Source organism: Enterobacter cloacae complex sp. 2015409 (assembly GCF_041365315.1).
GTDB lineage: Bacteria > Pseudomonadota > Gammaproteobacteria > Enterobacterales > Enterobacteriaceae > Enterobacter > Enterobacter pseudoroggenkampii.
The window spans coordinates 2,468,041-2,490,446 of the sequence record NZ_JBFTVM010000001.1 but is presented as its reverse complement, the minus strand read 5'-3'; the positions used below and the strand labels follow the sequence as shown (position 1 = coordinate 2,490,446).

Here is a 22,406-nt window from a genome sequence, read left to right as displayed (position 1 = left end):
TCAGGGAGTCACCGCCGTGCCCGAAATCAATCAACATGGTCAAACCGTTAACGATATCGTTCCCGACTGGAAAGGCGCGCGCGCGTTAACCCGCACGCCGCTGTTCGGCCAGTATTGCCGCCTGGAGCCGCTGGACGCCGATCGCCACGCGGCCGATCTCTATGAGGCCTATGCGCTGGGCGACGACAGCGACTGGACGTGGCTTGCCAGCACGCAGCCCACGAGCGTGGAAGCCACCGCGCACTGGATCATGGCGAAGGTCATGGATGATGAGCTGGTGCCATTTGCCGTCATTGACTTACGCACCGAACGGGCGGTGGGGCTGGTGAGCTATATGGCCAACGAGCGGCTGCTGGGGTCGGTGGAGATAGGACACGTCACCTGGTCACGTAAAATGAAAGGCTCCCGCATCGGCACTGAAACGGTGTGGCTGCTGCTGAAAAATGCGTTTGAGCACGGCTACCGGCGCCTCGAGTGGAAGTGCGATTCGATGAACGTTGCCTCACGCAGGGCGGCGGAGCGGCTGGGGTTTGTCTGGGAAGGGCGCCTGCGCCAGAAGCTGGTGCGCAAAGGACGCAATCGTGATAGCGATATGCTTTCTATTATTGACGGCGAATGGCCGCAAAGAGACGGGGAGCTGCGCGCCTGGCTGGCGGCGGAGAATTTTGACGACGACGGGCGTCAGATAAGGCGCCTTGAGGCGTTTCGGTTATAAGTGTTTTATGTAGGGTACAGCGTAAACGCGCGGCTAATCCGCGGAAATCGCGATTTCTATCAGGTTGGTTTTTCCTGACTGTAGCCCGCGCGCTACCGCTTCGGCGATATCTGCAGCCTCGGTTACCCGGCAGCAGTGGACGCCCATGGCGGTGGCCAGCGACTGAAAATCGATATGCGGGTTCACCAGGTCCATCCCGATAAAACGCCCCAGCCGCGTTGAGCTGTAGTCGGCCTGGCTCTTCATAAAGTTTTTCAGGATGTTGTACTCCCTGTTATTCATGACGATAAAGGTGACCGGCAGATTTTCGTGTGCCGCCGTCCAGAGCGCCTGCGGCGAGTACAGGGAGGCTCCGTCACCTATCAGGCAGACCACCGGCTCCCGTCCGCGTCCCAGCGAGTGCCCTACTGAGGCAGGCATCCCCCAGCCCAGTCCGCCACCGCGCATAAAGTAGTAGCGCTGGTGCTGCTGGTCAGAGATGAACCGGCGGACATGCCGGGCGGTCGCTATCGCCTCATCCACGATGGTGGTACCCGCCGGAATGGACCGGATGACTTCCCAGGCTGCGACCATCGGGGAGATCGCCGGGCGTAGCCGCTCGGCGGCCAGACGTTCCTCCTGCTGCTGCCACTCCTTCTCCCGTTCGTCACGGGCTGCAACCAGCAGCCGCTGGTGGGCCAGCGTGCTGGCGATCAGGCGCTGCTTAAGCTTTGGCAAAAGTTCGTGCAGGGACAGTTTGATATCCCCCATCACCGAAAGGCGAGTGGCATAAGTGCGGCCAAGCTCGTGCATATCCGCCGAGAGCTGATACACCGCGCAGGTCGCCGGAATGGCCTCGCCCTCGCTGTACAAAATGGTGATCAGGCTTCTGCCGCCGATGATGAATACGGCATCGTAGGCGTTGATGATGTTGGCGATTTCGCTGGCGGTGGTGGGCATATTGCCCCGCCAGAGCGCGTGCTGAGTGGGAAAAGGCAAATTCAGCGGCCAGGAGGAGCCGTAGACATGGGCGCTGAGCGCTTCCGCCAACTGGACAATCTCCTGCGTCGAGCCGCTGGAGTGCACCTCATCGCCCGCCACAATCATGATCCTGCCGGGCGTAACCTGGCTCAGTTCTTCGGCCAGTTCGTCCAGCGAGCCCGCCACGGTGTGGTAGTTCACTTTAGAGGCCGTTTGTATCCCGGCGTCGCTGAGCTCTTCCATCACGTTCATTGGCAGAGAGAGCAGCACCGGACCGGCCGGAGGATAGCTGGCAGCGTGAAACGCGCGGCGTACCAGTACCGGGAGCTGGTCGGCGCTGGTGACCTCCTGCGCCCATTTCATGACCGGGGAGCCAATGGAAACAATATCATCATACAGCAGCGGATCGCGGACGTAGTGCCGCGTATCCTGCTGTCCGACGGTGACCACCAGCGGGGTTTTCATGATCCGCGAATTAATCAGATTCCCCATGCCGTGCCCCAGACCGCTGGCGGTATGCAAATTGATAAAGCCCGTTTTGCCGGAGGCTTTCGCATAGCCGTCAGCAATTGCCACCACGGTGCTCTCCTGTAGCGCCAGAATATAATGAATATTTTCATGGCGAAGCAGGGCATCAATGAGCGGAAGCTCGGTGGTACCGGGGTTGCCAAAAATATATTCCACGCCTTCACTCTCCAGCACTTCAAGGAGAATATCGGCACCCGTTCGCATATTGAGATCTGATATGGACGTTAATGATTTAATCATACTGACACCTCATTCAGTATTATTTAACCCAGGCTAAAATTCTTCCTGCGTCGGACGGACAACAATTTCATTAATATCAACGTCGCCAGGCTGTTCAATAGCAAATAAAACCGCGCGGGCAATTGCTTCAGCCGGAATAGCCTGCTTATAAAACTCATGGAGAAATTTTTTGCTCTCTTCGTCAGAGCTACCGAATTGCAGTTCGCTCTCGACGGCACCGGGCGAAATAAGCGTCGTGCGGAGGGTTTTACCCGCCTCCTGACGTAAGCCTTCACTCAGCGCGCGGACGGCGAATTTCGTGGCGCTGTACACCACGCCGCCAGGCGCCAGCACCTTGATGCCCGCGACGGAGGCAACGTTAATAAAATGCCCGCTGCCCTGACGCTGGAACACCGGGAAAGCGGCAGCGATGCCGTACAGTACCCCTTTCAGATTGGTATCAATCATCTTGTCCCATTCGTCGGTTTTCAGCTCGCTGAGGGGGGCGATAGCCATAAAGCCCGCGTTGTTGATCAGCACATCCACGTGCTGGTAGGCGGCAACGGCAGCGTCAATGGCGCGCTGAACCTCTTCCTGACGGGTGACATCGGCCTTGACGGCAATAGCCTTGCCGCCTTGCTGAATAATCTGATCCACCAGGGCATTAATTCTGTCCAGACGGCGCGCCACCAGCACCAGCGAAAACGCGTTATTCGCTAAATGGAGGGCAATCGCCTGACCAATACCGCTGCTGGCACCGGTAATGACAACAACCTTGTTTGCACTATTATTCATGATCTTATCTCGCTATTGAGTGATGCAAAAAATAAAAGGCAGAGAAGCGTTAATGAATAATGATAAATTCATTAACGCGGTTTTTTGATATATTGTGTATCGGGAATAAAATGATGTTCGTTTAAAACTTAATGGAGTGCGGAAGAGTCTGTCAATGTCGTTTTTTAATAATTAAATTAATTGCAGACTTAATATTTAATTCTTATAGGTAACCGAGAATAGTATATAAATGAAATGGGGTCACGATAGCGGCCCTGCGAACAGGGCCTGAGGATTACAATTTGCCACTGTAAAGCACCGGGCCTGTGGGGAGTCCAGTGGGCGATCCGCCCTCTGGTTCAAGGCTTATGGCTATCGTGGCGTCAGGAGGGAGCGTTGTGTTCCTGAGGGTGACGCGTGTGGGTATATCGTTATGCAACAGCCCCATGGATACCGGCGCCTGCCCGCCTGGGATCAGCCAAAGCTGCAGGCTGTGTTGCGCCGCGACGGCCGTTGGTCGAAGAGGGGCAATGCTCAGGTGCTGACGGCTGGCGTCCGCGCTGACGACCCACTGTCCGTGCTGTTGGGTATCGTTGAGTACCATCAGCGGAGCAAGTTCCGGGGTACGGATGGCATACCAGGCAACGACCGACAGGGCGGCGAGGGAGGCCGCAGCCATCCAGCCGACATAAGGCCGACTTTTGCGTAAAGGCTTTTTGGGCGGCAGATCGAGGGCGATTCTCTTCCACACCGTCTCGGGTGGCGGGACGGGCACAAGATGACTATCCAGCGTGCTGAACATTTCCTGCCAGTACGCCACGCGGGCGGCCAGAGCGGGTTCATGGAGGACCCTTTTCTGGAACTGAAGCCGCGCTCCTCCCCGCAGCGTGCCGAGGGCATACTCTGCTGCCAGCATGTCGTCGCGTTTTTCTGCGTCATTCATAGCCCGACACACTCCCGAAGATGGTCCATTGCCCGACGTATCCAGCTTTTCACCGAGCCCAGAGGCTGCTGGAGCCAGTCGGCAATGTCGCTGTGAGACATTCCCTGATAGTAGGCGAGCGTAATGCTCTGGCGCTGCTCGCTGCTCAAATGTTCGAGACACTGTCTGAGCCGCTCTGCCTGCACATCGTCGTGCCAGTTATTCTGCTCATCGTTCTCGCAAGGCAAAAGCGCGTCGTTATACGCTGTCTCGCGGTCGGCAGCGCGGGTTTGTCCGCTGCGCAGCCAGTCAATACAGCGGTTGCGCACAATGTGCGTAAGCCAGGTCATCGGGGAGCTCAGTGCAGCGTTGTAGGTTTCGGCTTTACTCCAGACGGTGATAAAACAGTCGTGAAGGATCTCTTCTGCCCACGCGCGGTCACGCAGCATACGCAGCGCGACGGCAAACAGGTGTGGCGACGTGAGTCGATAAAGTTGTTCAAATGCACGGCGATCGCCGTTTGCGACCGCCTGCATTAATTTCAGTTGCTGTTCAGCCAGCGCGTTATCCATGTTTTTCCCGGAAGGCAACGTCACACTTCCGAAGTATAGACAACTACTTAGGCATCAGGACGGTATCAATCACATCGATCACGCCGTTTTTTTGATGAACGTCATAGGTGCTAATGTTCGCCACATTGCCTTTACCGTCCTTAAGCTGAATATTGTGCGGGCCGTTGCTCATGATCCACAGCGGCTGACCGTTAACGGTCTTCAGCTCCGCGTGGCCGCCGCCCTGTTTAATTTTCTGCTCCAGCGCTTTCATATCGTAATTACCGGCGACCACGTGATAGGTCAGGATGCTGGTGAGTGTGGCTTTGTTTTCGGGTTTGACCAGGTTTTCGACCGTGCCGGCAGGCAATTTCGCAAACGCCGCATTGGTCGGCGCAAACACGGTGAACGGCCCTTTGCTCTGAAGCGTATCCACCAGTCCTGCCGCTTTGACGGCGGCTACCAGCGTGGTGTGATCTTTCGAGTTTATGGCGTTTTCAACAATATTTTTGCTCGGGAACATTTCCGCTCCGCCCACCATCACGGAGCCTGACGTCATGGCGGCTGATGCGCCTGCACAGAAGAGTAAAGCGCTGGTTACGAATGCAACACGGGTTAGCTTTTTCATCATCTTTCCTCGGATTGGGGAGCAAAGGGGTTGCTCACAGACTGATATACGAGGGGCGGGTGGAAACTGGATGCAGGAAAATAAAAATAAATTTTTGAAGGGGAGGTTGATCCCCTCTCCCCTATGGGGTGAGGGGAAATATCCTCAGCGGCGAACCGGTGCCCCGTTCGCCACATAATACGCGGCCGTGCTCTTCGCCAGCGGCTCGCGTCCGCGAATGGCGTCGGCAATCTTTTCGCCGATCATAATGGTGGTGGCGTTCAGGTTGCCGGTGATAATCTGCGGCATAATCGACGCATCCACCACGCGCAGCCCTTCCAGCCCGTGAACGCGGCCTTCGCCGTCGACCACCGCCATCTCGTCGTAACCCATCTTGCAGGTGCCGCACGGGTGGAAGGCGGTTTCGGCGTGGTTGCGCACGAACTCGTCCAGCTGCTCGTCGGTCTGGCAGTCAATACCCGGACTGATTTCACGGCCGCGGTACTTGTCCAGCGCGGGCTGGTGCATGATCTCGCGGGTGATGCGGATCGCGTCGCGGAACTCCTGCCAGTCCTGCTCGTGGGACATGTAGTTGAACAGGATCGCCGGATGCTGGTGCGGATCGCGCGACTGGATGCGCACGTGTCCACGGCTCGGCGAGCGCATGGAACCGACGTGGCACTGGAAGCCATGTTCTTTCACCGCGTTCGAGCCGTTGTAGTTAATCGCCACCGGCAGGAAGTGGTACTGAATGTTCGGCCACTCAAACTCCTCGCGGCTGCGGATAAACCCACCCGCTTCGAAGTGGTTGCTCGCGCCCACGCCGGTGCCGCCAAACAGCCACTCGGCGCCAATCTTCGGCTGGTTCCACCACTGCAGGGCAGGGTAGAGGGAGACCGGCTCTTTGCATTCGTACTGGAGGTACATCTCCAGGTGATCCTGCAGGTTTTCGCCCACGCCGGGCAGATCGTGTACCAGCGGGATATCGAACTGTTTCAGCAGGTCAGCGTTGCCCACGCCGGAGCGCTGGAGGATCTGCGGGGAGGCAATCGCCCCGGCGCTCAGCAGCACTTCTTTTTTTGCCGTCGCTTTGGATGGGATGGTGCTTTCACCCTCCAGCCACTCGACGCCCACCGCGCGCTTGCCCTCAAAGAGGATGCGATCGGTCATGGCGTGGGTGCGGATGGTCAGGTTTGGGCGAGGTTTCGCCTGATCCAGATAGCCGCGCGCGGTGCTGGCGCGTCGGCCCTGCGGCGTGACCGTGCGGTCCATCGGGCCGAAGCCCTCCTGCTGATAGCCGTTGAGATCGTCGGTGCGCGGATAACCCGCCTGCACGCCCGCCTCCACCATTGCCTCAAACAGCGGGTTCACGCCCGGTTTCGAAGTGGTGACGCTCACCGGACCGTCGCCGCCGTGGTAGTCGTTCGGCCCCACGTCGCGCGTCTCCGCCTTGCGGTAGTAGGGCAGGCAGTTGAGGTAGCTCCAGTGCTCCAGACCCGGCTCTTTTGCCCAGTGGTCGAGGTCCATCGCGTTACCGCGGATGTAGCACATGCCGTTGATCAGCGACGAGCCGCCCAGCCCTTTGCCGCGCCCGCACTCCATGCGGCGGTTGTTCATGTACGGCTCTGGTTCGGTTTCGTACGCCCAGTTGTAGCGCTTGCCCTGCAGCGGGAACGCCAGCGCGGCGGGCATCTGGGTGCGGAAGTCAAAGCGGTAATCCGGTCCGCCTGCCTCAAGCAGCAGGACGGTGGTATTCGGATCTTCAGTCAGTCGCGTTGCCAGCACGTTGCCGGCAGAGCCGGCCCCGATAATGATGTAGTCAAATTGCAAATAAACCTCCCGGTTAAAATATGGACTGGAATTTACCCATCTCAACCTGGATGGACTTCACCTGGGTGTAGCTCTGCAGCGTCATGACGCCGTTCTCGCGGCCAATGCCGGAGTGCTTGTAGCCGCCGACCGGCATCTCTGCGGCGGATTCACCCCAGGTGTTGATCCAGCAGATGCCCGCCTCGAGCTGATGAATGGCACAGTGGGCGCGGTTCAGGTCGGCCGTGACGATGCCTGCCGCCAGCCCGTAGTCGGTGTCGTTGGCGCGGCGAATCGCTTCCTCAATGGACTCATAGGTGAGGATGGACATCACCGGGCCGAAGATCTCTTCGCGCACGATGGTCATCTCGTCGGTACAGTCGGTGAATACGGTCGGAGCCACCCACGCGCCGTTATCGAAATCTTCGCCCTTCAGCGCGTCGCCGCCGCACAGCACGCGCGCGCCTTCCTCTTTGCCTTTGGTGATGTAGCGCATCACGCTTTCGCGGTGCGGGAAGCTGACCATCGGACCAAAGTTGGTAGCTTCATCGAACAGATCGCCCGCGCGGATGCGGCCCACGCGCTCAACGATTTTCTGCTCAAACGCGGCTTTGAACTTAGCCGGAACAAACACGCGGGTGCCGTTGGTACACACCTGGCCGGAGCTGAAGAAGTTGGCCATCATGGCGATGTCCGCCGCGAGATCGAGGTCGGCATCGTCAAACACAATCAGCGGCGATTTGCCGCCCAGCTCCATCGTCACCTCTTTCAGGGACGATGCCGCAGCGTTGGCCATCACCTTTTTGCCGCTGGCGACGCCGCCGGTGAAGGAGACTTTCGCGATGCCCGGATGCTCGGTCAGGTACTGGCCGGTCTCCGCGCCCACGCCCGGCAGGACGTTAAACACGCCGTCCGGCAGGCCCGCTTCGGTGTAGATCTCGGCAAGCTTCAGAGCGGTAAGCGGCGTCACTTCGCTTGGCTTGAAGATCATCGCGTTGCCCGCCGCCAGCGCCGGGGCCGATTTCCACAGGGCGATCTGGATCGGGTAGTTCCACGCCCCGATACCCGCCACCACGCCCAGCGGCTCGCGGCGGGTGTAGACGAATGAGGTCTCGCGCAATGGGATCTGACTGCCTTCCAGCGCCGGGATCAGTCCCGCGTAGTACTCCAGCACGTCCGCGCCGGTGACGATATCCACGGTTGAGGTTTCGGAATACGCTTTACCGGTGTCGAGGGTTTCCAGCTTTGCCAGATCGTCGTTGCGCTCGCGCAGGATATCGACGGCGCGACGCAGGATGCGAGAGCGCTCCATGGCGGTCATCGCCGCCCAGACTTTTTGCCCGCGCGTTGCGCTTGCTACGGCGCGATCGACGTCTTCGCGCCCGGCGGCCTGTACGCTCGCCAGGACTTCACCGTTGGCCGGGTTGATGGTCTCGAAGGTGCGACCGCTGGTGGCCGATGTATAACCACCATTGATATAAAGCTGCTGTTCTGCCATTCGGGACATAAATTCTCCTCGGTTATTCGGTCGGTAAATGCTGGCTGATAAAGTGGCTGGTGAGCGATTGTGCCAGGGTTTTATCCAGCGGCTTGCCGCTTAGCGCGGCGCGCAGCCACAGCCCGTCGATCAGCGCCGCCAGGCCGTAGCCCGCCTCTTCGGCCTGTTCGCGCGGCAGTTCGCGGCGGAACTCATACACCAGGTTCGACAGCAGGCGGCGGCTGCTCACCTGCTGCAGGCGGTAGAGCATCGGCTGGTGCATGCTGCTTGCCCAGAAGGCCAGCCAGGCCTTCATTGCCGCGCCGCTGGTCTGGGTTTCATCAAAATTGCCGCCGACAATCGCCTGCAGTCGCTGCTCCGCGCTGGCGTCCGGCAGGGCGCGTAAGCGGCTTAATACCGCGTCGCGCAGCTGGCCGGTGATGTCGCGCATGGTTGCTTCCAGCAGACCGTTTTTGTCTTTGAAATAGTGACTGATGATCCCCGTGGAAACGCCCGCCCGACGGGCGATCTGCGCGATCGTCGCGTCATGCATTCCCACTTCATTTATTGTTTCCAGCGTGGCGTCGATAAGCTGCCTGCGCCGGATCGGCTGCATCCCCACTTTGGGCATTTTTGCCACTCCATTCATCAGCGTTGGTTAACCATTAAAGCGGTTTTTGATTGGACGTTCAATATAAAATGTGTCTTAATTGTTGCGGATTTGGATTTTAATAGTTACAAAAACAGTGGGGATACTGGATGACAGACCTTTCACAGGACAGAGAAAAAGACAAAATCAACCCGGTCGTTTTTTATACGTCTGCCGGGCTGATTTTGTTGTTTTCCCTGACAACGATCTTCTTTCGCGATTTTTCTGCCGAGTGGATTGGGCGCACCCTGAACTGGGTGTCGAAGACCTTCGGCTGGTACTACCTGCTGGCGGCGACGCTCTATATCGTCTTCGTGGTCTGCATTGCCTGCTCGCGCTTCGGTTCGGTGAAGCTCGGGCCAGAGCAGTCAAAGCCCGAGTTCAGCCTGCTGAGCTGGGCCGCAATGCTGTTTGCCGCGGGCATCGGCATCGACCTGATGTTCTTCTCCGTGGCCGAACCGGTCACGCAGTATATGCAGCCGCCGGAAGGGGCAGGGCAGACGATGGAGGCCGCGCGCCAGGCGATGGTCTTGACGCTGTTCCACTACGGCCTGACCGGCTGGTCGATGTATGCCCTGATGGGGATGGCGCTGGGATACTTTAGCTATCGTTATAATTTGCCTCTCACCATCCGCTCCGCGCTGTACCCGATTTTCGGTAAAAAGATAAACGGCCCGATTGGCCACAGCGTCGACATTGCGGCGGTGATCGGCACCATCTTCGGTATCGCGACGACGCTTGGGATTGGCGTGGTGCAGCTTAACTACGGGCTGAGCGTGCTGTTTGATATTCCGGATTCGATGGCGGCGAAAGCGGCGCTGATTGCGCTTTCGGTCATTATCGCCACCATTTCGGTGACGTCGGGCGTCGATAAGGGCATCCGCGTGCTCTCCGAGCTGAACGTGGCGCTGGCGCTGGGCCTGATCCTGTTCGTGTTGTTTATGGGCGATACTTCGTTCCTGCTCAATGCCTTAGTGCTGAACGTGGGCGACTACGTAAATCGCTTTATGGGCATGACGCTGAACAGCTTCGCCTTCGACCGCCCTGTAGAGTGGATGAACAACTGGACGCTGTTCTTCTGGGCGTGGTGGGTCGCGTGGTCGCCGTTCGTTGGCCTGTTCCTGGCGCGTATTTCACGTGGCCGCACCATCCGCCAGTTTGTGATGGGCACGCTGATCATCCCGTTCACCTTTACCCTGCTGTGGCTGTCGGTGTTCGGCAACAGCGCGCTGCACGAGATTATCCACGGCAATGCTACTTTCGCGCAGGAAGCGATGGCGCACCCGGAGCGAGGCTTCTACAGCCTGCTGGCGCAGTATCCGGCGTTCACCTTTAGCGCCTCCGTGGCGACTATTACCGGCCTGCTGTTTTACGTCACCTCGGCGGATTCCGGCGCGCTGGTGCTGGGCAACTTCACCTCGAAGCTGAAGGACATCAACAGCGATGCCCCGAACTGGCTGCGCATCTTCTGGTCCGTCGCCATCGGCCTGCTGACGCTCGGCATGCTGATGACCAACGGCATCTCGGCGCTGCAGAACACCACGGTGATCATGGGGCTGCCGTTCAGCTTCGTCATCTTCTTTGTCATGGCCGGGCTGTATAAGTCCCTCAAGGTGGAAGATTACCGCCGCGTCAGCGCCAGCCGCGACACCGCGCCGCGCCCGATGGGCGCGCAGGACAGGCTGAGCTGGAAGAAACGTCTGTCGCGCCTGATGAACTACCCGGGCACGCGCTACACCAAACAGATGATGGAGACGGTCTGCTTCCCCGCCATGGAAGAGGTAGCCCAGGAGCTGAAGCTGCGTGGTGCTTACGTGGAGCTGAAAAACCTGCCGCCGGAGGAGGGCGAGACCCTGGGGCACCTGGATCTGCTGGTGCATATGGGCGACGAGCAGAACTTTGTCTACCAGATCTGGCCGCAGCAGTACTCGGTGCCCGGCTTTACCTATCGGGCACGCAGCGGGAAATCGACCTACTACCGGCTTGAGACCTTCCTGCTGGAAGGGAGCCAGGGGAACGATTTGATGGACTACAGCAAGGAGCAGGTAATTACGGACATTCTGGATCAGTATGAACGGCATCTGAACTTTATCCATCTGCACAGGGAAGCGCCGGGAAATAGCGTGATGTTCCCGGATGTTTGAGCCATTACGTGTATGAATGACAGGGCACCCGTAACGGGTGCCGCTATCATCTATCCTGAACGTGAAGACCGGTTTTCCAGATAAAGAAGCTTACCGTGTCGACTAATTTTGAATCGGCCTCGGCATAGGTTGCGGCACTGTGTCCTCCCTGACGGTAAGCCAGAACCAGCACGCTGCGCGGCGAGCCTATTTCCTCTAAACGGGCGGCGAATTTTGCTGTTTGCCACGGGGAAACGCGCTGGTCATGCAGGCCCACGGTTAACAGGACGGGAGGATAACGTTTTTCAGGTACCAGATGCCGGTAATCATCTATTTTCAATAAGTTTAGTCTGCCTGACGGCGTCAGCGGCGATCCCAGTTCGTCATAGTTCATCACGCCTATCGGAATGTTATCCAGTCGGCTGGTATTGAGCATCCCTGCGTCTATGGCCACAGCGGCAAACAGTTCCGGGCGACGGGTCATCGCCATACCCACGATAATTCCCCCCGCGCTTTCACCCCCGATTGCCAGTTTTGACGGTGAGGTGTAGCGACTGTCGATAAGATATTCCGCGCAACGGATAAAATCGGTAATGGAATTTTCTTTCTTATCTGCTCTTCCTGCTTCGTGCCATTCAGGGCCCATTTCACCGCCTCCGCGTACATGCGCGATAGCGAGAATACCGCCTTGTTCCAGCCAGAGCAGACGGGTCAGATCGAATGAAGGAAACGTACTCACGCCGTACGCGCCATAAGCCGTCAACCAGGTAGGGACCGAACCATCGCGCGCAATGCCTTTACGGTATATGAGGGTCAGTGGGACGCGAATATTGTCTGCTGTAGTGACCCATTTTTCTTCCGTCACATAGTCTGTCAGGGGCTGGCTTAACGGCGGTATTAACTCTGTTTTCTGGATAATGTTGTCCGCAGGTTGATAATGATAAATGACGGGGGGCTTCAGCCAGCCCTGGCGGGTGAAGAGAATGTCCTGACTATCGCTGCTGGCAAATATCGCACTCACGTCTTCATCTGCAGGGACCGGAATTGCCTGGTGGTGACTGATATCAGCAAACGGAATACGCATGAATTTACTGCTGCCAGCGTCATGATAAACCACATAAAGTGAATCCCTGCTCAGGCTTAATTGTGTTAACTCTCCGTTCGACCAGCTCATCACGGGTTCTTTAGTGGAGGCAGGAGCCGCCAGATTGATGCGTGAAATATCATAGCCTGAGGAGGCGTTATAGCCCGCCAGATAAATCCACTCCCCGGAATAAACAAAGGCAGAAACATTTTCATCGGGATCAACAATCCTGGTCCAGTTGAGCGTGCCGTTGCCATCTGCGTCTTTTTTAGCGGAAAAAAGAGAGCTGCCATAACCGCTAATGGATTTTGACACGTTAACAATCAGGTAGTCAGAATCAGGGGAGGCGTAAAGATTAACGTTTTCGCAGGATTGCTGTGCGAGTTCTGGAATGGTGCGCCAGTCAAACGTCATAATATCGTTGTAGCTTTCTATATGATGGAGGTAGACCTTGCCGCAGGTTTGCCGTCCTGAATCCTGAGTGATGGTGTTGAGACTATAATAAAAGGACTGATTATCCGAGGCCCAGACAACGCTGGGATAGCGAACGTCGGGTATATGCGTATCTAATACGACATTATCCACAACCCGGATAACGGTAATTCTCGTGCTTTCAGTCCCGTTTCTTGAGAGCCCAAAAGCCACGTAGCGACCATCATGTGAAGGGCTAAAAAAATTAATCCCATAGCCAACAGGCGGATCAATGAGCACCCGTTCCGGTTTTCTCTTCTGTCTTACAAACAGCCGCAGGTATGGATGTTCGACCGATGAGCGGAGATAAAAACGATTGTCTCCCGCATCATAAATGTCTGAAATATTGGGGGCCGTATTCACTAACTCGCTCAACCTTTTCGCCAGAACGTTTCGCCAGGGAAGGGCGTGGAGCATGTTAACCGTCTGGTTTGAGCGTTGATTTAACCAGCGTGCGGTCTGCTGGGGGTGAGTTTCCATCCAATGATAAGGATCCATGCCGTCCTCATAGGGAGTTTCGTTAGCATGAACGAAAAAGAGACAGCCGAAAAATGCGAGAGTACTAATAATTATCTGCTTGCTGATATGTTTTATTCTCGGTATCAGACAATGTTTCATTTCTGGCTGGGCTCATGTTGTTCTGTTAGTGGCGTTAGTTGAGTACGTCATGTTTCCTTAGTCACATCGAGCTAATGTAAAACAGCGAAGGAATAATGTTCCTGAAAATATAAAATTGAAATAACTTATTTTGTATTTATTGATTTTTTATCCTCGTGTTTTTGATCTGGCTCGAGGTTTTATGACCAAATTCTGTTATGAAAAAAATCGCCCGCATACGTTTAAATGCTTCAGGAAGATTTTGGTGGCTATTATAAATGGTAGGGAGTGAGAGTTTCGTTATTTTTAGTCTTTAATTGCCGGGAGCAATAAACGGGCAGCATTATTCCTGAACGACAATCAAGGTATATACCTCTCCATTAACACGTTGCCAGGCGAGGCTAAAGCATTTTCCCTGCTGATAACGGCCTGCCGGATGGCTGAGCGTCAACGCGATAGTTTTCTGATTCAACGCAGTGACCCGTGCACAGTCGAATCCCATGTAGCGCTTTGCCGTAGGGAACAGGGCTTTAAACAAACTTTCTTTGGCGCTGAATGCCAACGTCAACGCCAGCGCAAAGGGGTAGCCCGAACGCTTCAGGCACATCGCTTCCTGTGCATCAATGATGCCGTCCTGGATTTCTCGGGCTTCACGGTCTGGAAGAATGGCTTCGCAATCAATACCCACCAGCGCATCTGCATGACGGACGGCAAGCGCCATCGCCTGCGTGCCGCAGTGGGTGATGCTCCCTGATACGCCGTCAGCCCAGAGAGGCTCACCGCTGGGGCCGATGCCGGGCACGGTGTGGTCAGGTAAGGCATACGCGGCGGCGATGCGGCCTGCCAGATGCTCGGCTTTGCGTTTGCGCCCGGCGTTTGAAAGCTCGGCGTGGTGGGGGAGCCAGAGGAGATCGGCGTCGGTGAAGGTGGTTGGGTCGAAGGTAACGTGGTGGACGGTGTGGCCGGCGAGAATGAACGTGCTGTGGGTGGTGTGCATGTTTTTCCTCTATCAGCAAATAGTGCGGCCTGATGCCCTCACCCCGACCCTCTCCCACAGGGAGAGGGAGCAAACACTAAAAACGGCAACGGGGTTGCCGTTTTGCTTTCACCTCGCCCTTACCCCGGCCCTCTCCCACGGGGAGAGGGAGCAAACACTAAAAACGGCAACGGGGTTGCCGTTTTGCTTTTACCTAGAAACGCGTATTCACGCTCATGTACCAGGTGCGACCCGGTTCATTATACGTATACGCACCCGCACCGTACATATACGCACCGGTGGTGGTGTTTCCGGTTGTCTGGGCATTACCCGCGCGCCACTGGCGTTTGTCGAAGACGTTGTCCACGCCGCCGGTCAGGCTGACGTTTTTGGTCATGTCCCACGTCGCGCTCAGGCCAACGATGCTGTACGGACTGACTTCGTCTTTTTCAGAGCCGGTCACCGGCTGACCTTTGTAGTTGTACTTTTTCGGCTGCTGCTTGCCGTACCAGGTAAAGGTCGACTGGAGCGACACGTCCTGATGCACCTGCCAGCTCAGGGTTGAGTTCAGCGTGTACTCCGGAATGATCGACAGACGGTCGCCGGTCTCCTTGTTCTTGCTCTGCAGCATGTAGGTGATGTTGTTGGTCCAGTTAATCGTGTCGCTGACCGGCACGTTCAGGGAGCCTTCCAGACCTTCCACCACCGCCTTCGGCACGTTTTCCCACTGGTAGATGTCGGTCTGCACTTTACCGGAAGAGGTGTGACCAATCGGCGCGTAGCCCGCTTCAATCTTGTCGCGGTAGTCGTTGCGGAACCAGGTGACGCCCGCCAGCCAGCCGTCGTGTTTCCACTCCAGGCCAATCTCTTTGTTGATGCTGGTTTCGGCCTTCAGGTCGTCGTTACCCATCATGTAGCAGCCCACGCCGTCGGAGCTGGCGTAGCAGCCCTGGCCTTTACTGTAGAGTAGGTAGTTCGGGTTGGTCTGGTACAGGCTCGGCGCCTTATAGGCGCGCGCGATCCCCATCTTCAGCGTGAAGTTATCCCCCAGACCCTGCGACAGGTTAAGTGACGGGCTCCAGTTGTTGCCGACGATGGTGTGATGGTCGAAGCGCAGGGCAGGGGTCAGCATGGTGCTGTCGGTCAGCTCCATGTTGTTTTCGGCGAACAGAGAGAAAATCTCTGCCGACGTGTACGGGCTGCGGTCGTTGCTCATGCCCGGAATGGTGCCGCCCTGCTGGGTTTGGGTGAAGGAGGTCGAGTCCTTCATGCGCTGCTGGTTCCACTCGGTGCCGAGCGTCAGGTTCTGGTTAACGAGGAAATCAATCGGCAGGTTGATTTCACTGTGCAGCATCACGTCGGCGAGATCGGTGTCGGTGAATTTATTACTGTTGAACAGGCCTTCCAGACCGCCTGCCAGCCCTTCGCCCAGACGGGAGTTGCGGGTGTGCTCGTACTGCGCCCAGTTGCTGGTGGTAATGCCGTTATCCCAGCCGCCGTTCCAGGTCACCGCGAAGTTCTGGCGATAGATACGGTTGGTCTCCTTGCCGTAGTTCTTTTTCACCAGACCGCTGGAGCTGTTGTCGTTGTTGGTGTTCTGCGTGTCGCCGGCGTAGAGGTTGTTCTGACGGCTGTAGCCCGCCTCAAATTCCAGAGACTGCATCGGCGCAAAGTCCCAGCGCACCACGCCGTTAATGTCTTTGTTTTCTACACCCTCGCGGCCCGCGGGCAGCGTGTCGGCGTAGGCACCGGTTCGGTCAGACTGGTGACCCTGGTTGATGTCCCACGCGTCGGCCTGGGTTTTGTCCAGATTGCCGTACATGCGGAAGCTGAAGTCGCCGCCCAGCGGGCCGCTCAGGCTAAAGTTGGTGCGTTTGGTGGACCCTTCATCCTTGTGCTCAGGCGCATTCAGGTAGGTGTTCCAGGAGCCGTGCCACTGGTCGTCGAATTTTTTAGTGATGATGTTGACCACGCCGCCAGCCGCGCCGTTGCCGTAGCGCGCGGCGGCCGGACCGCGGATCACTTCGATGCGCTCGATCATCTCCGGCGGCACCCAGCCGGTATCGCCGCGCGTGTCACGCTCGCCGCGCCAGCCCAGACGGATGGAGTTTCGGCTGGTGACCGGCTTGCCGTCGATCAGGATCAGGGTGTTTTCCGGCCCCATGCCGCGGATATCAATCTGACGGTTGTTCCCGCGCTGGCCGCTGGTGGAGTTACCGGTCAGGTTAACGCCCGGCATGGTGCGGATGATTTCAGCCACGTCCCGCGCGGGCGGGTTTTTACGGATCTCATCGGCGGTGATGGTCGATACCCCCGGCGCCTGCAGATTCTGCTCGGCGGCGGTGATCACCATCGTGTCTTCGTGCTGCGCAGAGGTGGTGTTGTCGTCTGCCAGAGCGGGCAGCGCGACGCCGTAAATCCCTAAATTGACCAGCAAGGCCAAAGAGTGAATCTTCTTATTCATTGTACGTCCTGCTTTTGTGGTTGTTTTATGAGCGCTTCCCACAGCGCGGGCACTACGCTATTGCAAATGCAAATAGTTATCAATAATATTATCAATAAAATTTGCTCTGAAACAAAAAAGACTGTTAAACATGAGGTTATAAGGGTGACGGCGTTAACAACGGGAAGTGAAGCGTGGTGGCAGTCGAAAAACGGGCCTGAATGGAAGCCGGAAAAGGGAAACTATCGCGTCACGTTCTGGTGGCGTGACCCGGCAGGAACGCAAAGAACGTCACCGATCAAACGCGTCTGGCTCTACGTCACCGGCGTGACCGATCACCACCAAAATGCCCGCCCGCAGTCTCTCGAACGCATGCCCGATACCGACGTCTGGCAGTGGCAGGGCGATTTCAGCCCCGAGTGGCGCGGAAGCTACTGTTTTATCCCTTCCGTGAATGAAAACGATTTTGCCGACGCGGTATTCGAAGGCGAGCAGCCGGACCGCATGGCGCTGCGCGAAGGCTGGCGCAAGCTGCTGCCTCATGCGGTTTCCGACCCGCTGAATCCGCAGAGCTGGCGCGGCGGGCGCGGCCATGCCGTCTCCGCGCTGGAAATGCCGGAAGCACCCGTTCAGCCGGGGTGGAATCATCCCGATACGCCGTATCAGCCGCCAGTCTGCATTGAGTGGGAAAGCGTGCGCCTGAAAAATCGCCGTCGCGTCTGGATTTTCACTACCGGGGGCGACGACCCGGAACGTCCGCTGGCGGTGCTGCTTGACGGGCAGTTCTGGGCCGAAAGTATGCCGGTCTGGCCTGCGCTGGCGTCGCTCACCGCCGAGCGCAAATTACCGCCTGCGGTCTACGTCTTAATCGATGTTATCGATATGGAGCATCGCAACCGCGAGCTGCCGTGTAATCCCGATTTCTGGCTGGCGGTGCAGGAAGAACTTCTCCCCCTTGTTAAAAAACGCGTGCCGTTTAGCGACCGTGCTGACCGTACGGTGGTGGCTGGCCAGAGCTTTGGCGGTCTCGCGTCGCTTTATGCTGGCCTCCACTGGCCGCAGCGTTTTGGCTGCGTGCTTAGCCAGTCCGGCTCCTACTGGTGGCCAGACCGTGGCGGCCAGCAGGACGGGCTATTAATCGAACAACTTAAAGCCGGTGAAATATCTCCTCGCGGGCTACGCATCATTCTTGAAGCCGGGCGCAACGAGCCGCTCATCTTCCGCGCGAATCAGGCGATTTACGCCGAGCTGCACGCGCACCAACCGGTTTTCTGGCGTCAGGTTGACGGCGGACACGATGCGCTTTGCTGGCGCGGTGGGCTGACGCAGGGGCTGATGACCCTCTGGCAGCCGCTTATTCACTAACGGAGTCTGTATGGAATTCAGCAATCCTTTCGATAATCCGCAGGGACAGTTCGCCATTTTGCAAAACGACCAGGGGCAGTACAGCCTGTGGCCGCAGCAGTGCGAACTGCCGGCGGGGTGGCACGTGGTGTGTGAAGCACAGTCTCAGGAGGCATGCCAGCAGTGGCTTGTCGGGCACTGGCAAACGCTTGAGCCGTCTCACTTTGCGGGGGAGTACGCATGATCCGTCTTCCTCTCGTCGCCGCCCAGCCGGGGATCTGGATGGCGGAACAGCTGTCCACGCTGCCAAACGCCTGGAGCGTGGCACACTACACCGAGCTGAAAGGCGATATCGACGCGCCGCTGCTGGCAAAAGCGATTGCTGAAGGCATGATGCAGGCCGATACCCTGCGGATGCGTTTTGCCGAGGAGAACGGCGAGGTGTGGCAGTGGATGGACGAGTCCACGATCCTGCCTGAGCCGTCCATCGTTCGCGTTAACTCTCACGACGACGCCATGACGCTGATGGAATCCGATCTTGACCAGAACCTGCGCGTCGACAGCGGTCAGCCGCTGGCGTTTCACCAGCTGATTCAGGTGGGTGAAAGCCACTGGTACTGGTATCAGCGCTATCACCATCTGGTGGTGGATGGCTTCAGTTTCCCGGCGATTACCCGCCAGATCGCCGCGATTTACGCCGCGTGGAAAAAGGACGAACCTACGCCCGCATCTCCGTTTACGCCGTTTGCCGGGGTAGTGGACGAGTATCAGCGCTATCGCGACAGCGAGGCGTATGCGCGCGACGGCGCGTTCTGGGCAGAGCAGCGCAAGGAGCTGCCTTCTCCGGTCTCGCTCTCCTCCGCGCCCCTGCCTGGACGCGCCGCCACGACCGATATTCTTCGCCTAAAGGTTGCCGCCGACGGCCGCGCCTTTAGCCAGCTTGCGCAGGCGGCAGAAAAGGTACAGCGCACCGACCTGGCCCTTGCGCTGGTGGCACTGTGGCTGGGCCGCCTGACCGGGAGGCTGGACTATGCCGCCGGGTTTATCTTTATGCGCCGCTTGGGCTCCGCGGCGCTGACCGCGACCGGGCCGGTGCTTAACGTCCTGCCGCTGGCGGTCAATATCGATCCGCAGGAGAGCCTGCCCTCGCTGGCGCTGCGCCTGGCGAACCAGCTGAAAAAAATGCGCCGCCACCAGCGCTACGACGCCGAGCAGATCGTGCGCGACAGCGGGAAAGCGGCGGGCGATGAAGCGCTGTTCGGCCCGGTGCTGAACGTTAAAGTGTTCGACTACCAGCTGGATATCGACGGCGTGGAGGCCATCACCCACACGCTGGCGACCGGCCCGGTGAACGATCTGGAGCTGGCGCTGTTCCCGGACGAACAGGGCGGGTTGAGCATTGAGATCCTCGCCAATAAGCAGCGCTACGATGAAGCGACGCTTTCCCGACACGTCGCGCGTCTGAACGCGATGCTAATGCAGTTTGCGGCTAATCCGGACCTGCGCTGTGGCGAAGTGGAAACCGTTTCAGAGCAGGAATATCAGCAGCTGGCGCGCATCAACGATACCGGGCTGGCGCTGCCGTCCACCACGCTCGCGGATCTGGTGGCGGAGCAGGCGAGCAAAACGCCGGACGCCCCTGCGCTGGCGGACGCGCATATTGAGCTTAGCTATCGTCAGATGCGCGAGCAGGTGGTCGCGCTGGCAAACCTGCTGCGCGCGCGCGGCGTGAAGCCGGGCGACAGCGTGGCGGTGGCCCTGCCGCGCTCGGTGTTCCTGACGTTAGCATTGCACGGCATTGTGGAGGCGGGCGCCGCGTGGCTGCCGCTCGACACCGGCTACCCGGACGACCGCCTGCGGATGATGCTTGAGGACGCGAAGCCGTCCCTGCTCATTACTACCGACGAACAGCTTCCGCGCTTTAGCGATCTGCCTATTACGACGTTTAGTTACAACACACTGTTACCGACCGCGGATGCTGAGCCGCTGCGGCTGGCGACGCCGGAGCAGACGGCGTACATCATCTTTACCTCCGGTTCGACGGGGCGCCCTAAAGGGGTCATGGTCGGCCATACCGCCATCGTTAACCGCCTGAAGTGGATGCAGGATCATTACCCGCTGGACGCGACGGACGTGGTGGCGCAGAAAACGCCGTGCAGCTTTGACGTGTCGGTGTGGGAGTTCTGGTGGCCGTTTATCGCCGGGGCGAAGCTGGTGATGGCCGAGCCGGACGCGCACCGCGATCCGCAGGCGATGCAGAGCTTCTTCACTCGGTACGGCGTGACCACCACCCACTTCGTGCCGTCGATGCTGGCGGCGTTTGTTGCCTCGCTGACGCCGGAAAACGTTGCGTGCTGTAAAACCCTTAAGCAGGTGTTCTGCAGCGGCGAAGCGCTGCCAACCGAACTGTGCCGCGAGTGGGAGCAGTTGACCCATGCGCCGCTTCACAACCTCTATGGCCCGACGGAAGCGGCGGTGGACGTGAGCTGGTATCCGGCGTTTGGTCCCGAGCTGGCGGCGGTGGAGGGCAACAGCGTGCCGATCGGCTTCCCGGTGTGGAACACGGGGCTGCGCATTCTGGACGCGATGATGCGCCCGGTGCCGTTCGGCGTGGCGGGCGATCTCTATCTCACCGGCATTCAGCTGGCGCAGGGGTATCTGGGCCGTCCGGACCTCACCGCCAGCCGCTTTATCGCCGACCCGTTTGCGCCGGGCGAGCGGATGTACCGCACCGGAGACGTTGCCCGCTGGCTGGACAACGGCGCGGTGGAATACCTGGGCCGCAGCGACGACCAGCTTAAAATCCGCGGCCAGCGCATCGAGCTGGGTGAAATCGACCGGGCGATGCTGTCGCTGCCGGACGTGGCTCAGGCCGTGGCGCACGCCTGCGTGTTCAACCGGGCGGCGGCAACGGGTGGCGATGCCCGGCAGCTGGTGGGGTACGTGGTTTCTGAAACCGGCTTACCGCTGGACCGCGACGCGCTGCTCGAATCGCTCAAGGCACAGCTGCCGCCGCATATGGTGCCGGTGGTGCTGCTGCAAATCAGCGCGCTGCCGCTGAGCGCCAACGGCAAGCTTGACCGCAAGGCGCTGCCGCTGCCGGAGCTGACCAGCAAAATCTCCGGACGTGCGCCGGAAAGCGAATCCGAAATTGCCGTCGCGCAGGCGTTTGCCGCGCTGCTGGGCTGCGAGGTCAACGACATTGAGGCCGACTTCTTTGCCCTCGGCGGACACTCGCTGCTGGCGATGCGTCTGGCGGCGCAGCTTAGCCGCGCGTTCGAGCGCAAGGTTACGCCGGGGCAGATTATGGTCGCCTCCACGGTGAGCAAGCTGAGCACGCTGCTGGACTCGCAGATGAGCGACGAGCAGGCGCAGCGTCTGGGTTATGAAACGCTTCTGCCGCTGCGCGAGAGCGGCGGCCCGACGCTATTCTGCTTCCATCCGGCGTCCGGCTTCGCCTGGCAGTTTAGCGTGCTGGCGCGCTACCTCAGCCCGCGCTGGTCAATCGTCGGCATTCAGTCGCCGCGCCCGGACGGGCCGATGCAGCAGTGTGCGGATCTGGATGGAGTGATTGAGCATCATCTGAATACGCTGCGTATGCAGCAGCCGCAAGGGCCGTATTATCTGTTCGGCTATTCCCTCGGGGGTACGCTGGCACAAGGGATTGCAGCCCGTCTGCGCGAGCAGGGTGAAGAGGTAGCCTTCCTCGGCCTGCTGGACACCTGGCCGCCGGAAACCCAGAACTGGGCGGAGAAAGAGGCCAGCGGCCTCGACCCGGAAGTGCTGGCGGAAATCGAGCGCGAGCGTCAGGCGTTTATCGCCGCCCAGCAGGGGCAGGGCTCCAGCGAGCTGTTTAATGCCATCGAGGGCAACTACGCCGACGCGGTGCGGCTGCTCACCACGGCGCACAGCGCGCGGTTTGACGGCAAAGTGACGCTGTTCGTCGCCGAGCGCACGCGAACGATGGATCCGCAGGTTGCCTGGGCGCCGTGGGTGGCGGAACTGGAGGTGTACAGCCAGGACTGCGCCCACGTGGATATCATTTCACCGCAGGCGTTTGAGAAAATTGGGCCAGTGTTGAAGAATATTTTGAGGTAACGTCAAAAGCGCCGGGTGGTGTTGGGTTTGCTCCCTCTCCCCGTGGGAGAGGGCCGGGG

16 protein-coding genes are annotated in these 22,406 nt (G+C 58.6%); 5 read left to right on the top strand and 11 right to left on the bottom strand.

Annotation, left to right across the window (positions count from 1 at the left end):
* Positions 1–16 precede the first annotated feature (16 nt).
* On the top strand, positions 17–715 hold the full coding sequence (locus ACDO57_RS12170; protein WP_248163546.1) for a GNAT family N-acetyltransferase: 699 nt from the start codon (positions 17–19) through the stop codon (positions 713–715).
* A gap of 33 nt (positions 716–748) precedes the next feature.
* Here ACDO57_RS12170 and ACDO57_RS12165 read toward each other — a convergent pair whose 3' ends face one another.
* The 8 genes from ACDO57_RS12165 to betI all read right to left on the bottom strand — a co-directional run bounded on the left by ACDO57_RS12165 (position 749) and on the right by betI (position 9,193).
* Positions 749–2,443 (bottom strand): thiamine pyrophosphate-binding protein, encoded by a 1,695-nt coding sequence (locus ACDO57_RS12165; protein WP_267217100.1) that lies wholly within the window; start codon positions 2,441–2,443, stop codon positions 749–751.
* A 33-nt stretch (positions 2,444–2,476) separates the two neighbouring features.
* Positions 2,477–3,217 carry an SDR family oxidoreductase gene (locus tag ACDO57_RS12160; protein ID WP_248272911.1) on the bottom strand — a complete coding sequence of 247 codons (741 nt, stop codon included), beginning with the start codon at positions 3,215–3,217 and terminating at the stop codon, positions 2,477–2,479.
* 274 nt (positions 3,218–3,491) lie between these two features.
* On the bottom strand, positions 3,492–4,139 hold the full coding sequence (locus tag ACDO57_RS12155; protein ID WP_234084126.1) for an anti-sigma factor domain-containing protein: 648 nt from the start codon (positions 4,137–4,139) through the stop codon (positions 3,492–3,494).
* Positions 4,136–4,690 carry an RNA polymerase sigma factor gene (locus ACDO57_RS12150; RefSeq protein WP_267217099.1) on the bottom strand — a complete coding sequence of 185 codons (555 nt, stop codon included), beginning with the start codon at positions 4,688–4,690 and terminating at the stop codon, positions 4,136–4,138. The genes ACDO57_RS12155 and ACDO57_RS12150 overlap by 4 nt, the downstream gene beginning before the upstream one ends.
* A gap of 43 nt (positions 4,691–4,733) precedes the next feature.
* Positions 4,734–5,297 (bottom strand): fasciclin domain-containing protein, encoded by a 564-nt coding sequence (locus ACDO57_RS12145; protein WP_024906966.1) that lies wholly within the window; start codon positions 5,295–5,297, stop codon positions 4,734–4,736.
* Between the two features lie 144 nt (positions 5,298–5,441).
* Positions 5,442–7,106, bottom strand: coding sequence for a choline dehydrogenase (gene betA, locus ACDO57_RS12140; RefSeq protein ID WP_063621087.1), 1,665 nt, complete (start codon positions 7,104–7,106; stop codon positions 5,442–5,444).
* Between the two features lie 13 nt (positions 7,107–7,119).
* The gene (gene betB / locus ACDO57_RS12135) at positions 7,120–8,592 is read right to left on the bottom strand and encodes a betaine-aldehyde dehydrogenase (protein ID WP_370884020.1); all 1,473 of its coding nucleotides are present in this window, start codon (positions 8,590–8,592) and stop codon (positions 7,120–7,122) included.
* A 13-nt stretch (positions 8,593–8,605) separates the two neighbouring features.
* Positions 8,606–9,193, bottom strand: a complete 588-nt coding sequence (betI, locus tag ACDO57_RS12130) for a transcriptional regulator BetI (protein WP_370884131.1) — start codon at positions 9,191–9,193, stop codon at positions 8,606–8,608.
* Between the two features lie 128 nt (positions 9,194–9,321).
* Between betI and betT the strand changes: the two genes are divergently transcribed.
* Entirely contained in the window at positions 9,322–11,355 is a 2,034-nt protein-coding gene (gene betT / locus ACDO57_RS12125; RefSeq protein ID WP_370884019.1) for a choline BCCT transporter BetT, read from the top strand.
* Positions 11,356–11,401: 46 nt separating this feature from the next.
* Here the strand turns inward: betT and ACDO57_RS12120 are convergent, their stop codons facing one another.
* From ACDO57_RS12120 to ACDO57_RS12110, 3 genes are all read right to left on the bottom strand, one after another.
* A complete protein-coding gene (locus ACDO57_RS12120) occupies positions 11,402–13,507 on the bottom strand; it encodes a prolyl oligopeptidase family serine peptidase (RefSeq protein WP_370884018.1) in 2,106 nt (701 codons plus the stop codon).
* Positions 13,508–13,829: 322 nt separating this feature from the next.
* The gene (gene entD / locus ACDO57_RS12115; protein ID WP_370884017.1) at positions 13,830–14,483 is read right to left on the bottom strand and encodes an enterobactin synthase subunit EntD; all 654 of its coding nucleotides are present in this window, start codon (positions 14,481–14,483) and stop codon (positions 13,830–13,832) included.
* 193 nt (positions 14,484–14,676) lie between these two features.
* Positions 14,677–16,926: a TonB-dependent siderophore receptor gene (locus ACDO57_RS12110; RefSeq protein ID WP_370884016.1), complete on the bottom strand. Its 2,250-nt coding sequence runs from the start codon at positions 16,924–16,926 to the stop codon at positions 14,677–14,679.
* Positions 16,927–17,070: 144 nt separating this feature from the next.
* On the opposite strand from ACDO57_RS12110, the gene fes reads away from it, so the two are divergent.
* The 3 genes from fes to entF are packed head-to-tail and all read left to right on the top strand — an operon-like array spanning position 17,071 to position 22,347.
* Positions 17,071–18,270: an enterochelin esterase gene (fes, locus tag ACDO57_RS12105; protein ID WP_370884015.1), complete on the top strand. Its 1,200-nt coding sequence runs from the start codon at positions 17,071–17,073 to the stop codon at positions 18,268–18,270.
* A 10-nt stretch (positions 18,271–18,280) separates the two neighbouring features.
* A complete protein-coding gene (locus ACDO57_RS12100; protein WP_061715786.1) occupies positions 18,281–18,493 on the top strand; it encodes an MbtH family NRPS accessory protein in 213 nt (70 codons plus the stop codon).
* Positions 18,490–22,347: an enterobactin non-ribosomal peptide synthetase EntF gene (entF, locus tag ACDO57_RS12095; RefSeq protein ID WP_370884014.1), complete on the top strand. Its 3,858-nt coding sequence runs from the start codon at positions 18,490–18,492 to the stop codon at positions 22,345–22,347. The genes ACDO57_RS12100 and entF overlap by 4 nt, the downstream gene beginning before the upstream one ends.
* The last annotated feature ends 59 nt before the right edge of the window (positions 22,348–22,406 follow it).

What these genes read in the sequence shown, in the direction of transcription:
- ACDO57_RS12165 (WP_267217100.1), bottom strand. Translation starts at nt 2,443, where the DNA reads ATGATTAAATCATTAACGTCCATATCAGATCTCAATATGCGAACGGGT.
- ACDO57_RS12160 (WP_248272911.1), bottom strand. Translation starts at nt 3,217, where the DNA reads ATGAATAATAGTGCAAACAAGGTTGTTGTCATTACCGGTGCCAGCAGC.
- ACDO57_RS12155 (WP_234084126.1), bottom strand. Translation starts at nt 4,139, where the DNA reads ATGAATGACGCAGAAAAACGCGACGACATGCTGGCAGCAGAGTATGCC.
- ACDO57_RS12150 (WP_267217099.1), bottom strand. Translation starts at nt 4,690, where the DNA reads ATGGATAACGCGCTGGCTGAACAGCAACTGAAATTAATGCAGGCGGTC.
- ACDO57_RS12145 (WP_024906966.1), bottom strand. Translation starts at nt 5,297, where the DNA reads ATGAAAAAGCTAACCCGTGTTGCATTCGTAACCAGCGCTTTACTCTTC.
- betB (WP_370884020.1), bottom strand. Translation starts at nt 8,592, where the DNA reads ATGTCCCGAATGGCAGAACAGCAGCTTTATATCAATGGTGGTTATACA.
- betI (WP_370884131.1), bottom strand. Translation starts at nt 9,193, where the DNA reads ATGCCCAAAGTGGGGATGCAGCCGATCCGGCGCAGGCAGCTTATCGAC.
- betT (WP_370884019.1), top strand. Translation starts at nt 9,322, where the DNA reads ATGACAGACCTTTCACAGGACAGAGAAAAAGACAAAATCAACCCGGTC.
- ACDO57_RS12120 (WP_370884018.1), bottom strand. Translation starts at nt 13,507, where the DNA reads ATGAAACATTGTCTGATACCGAGAATAAAACATATCAGCAAGCAGATA.
- entD (WP_370884017.1), bottom strand. Translation starts at nt 14,483, where the DNA reads ATGCACACCACCCACAGCACGTTCATTCTCGCCGGCCACACCGTCCAC.
- ACDO57_RS12110 (WP_370884016.1), bottom strand. Translation starts at nt 16,926, where the DNA reads ATGAATAAGAAGATTCACTCTTTGGCCTTGCTGGTCAATTTAGGGATT.
- ACDO57_RS12100 (WP_061715786.1), top strand. Translation starts at nt 18,281, where the DNA reads ATGGAATTCAGCAATCCTTTCGATAATCCGCAGGGACAGTTCGCCATT.
- entF (WP_370884014.1), top strand. Translation starts at nt 18,490, where the DNA reads ATGATCCGTCTTCCTCTCGTCGCCGCCCAGCCGGGGATCTGGATGGCG.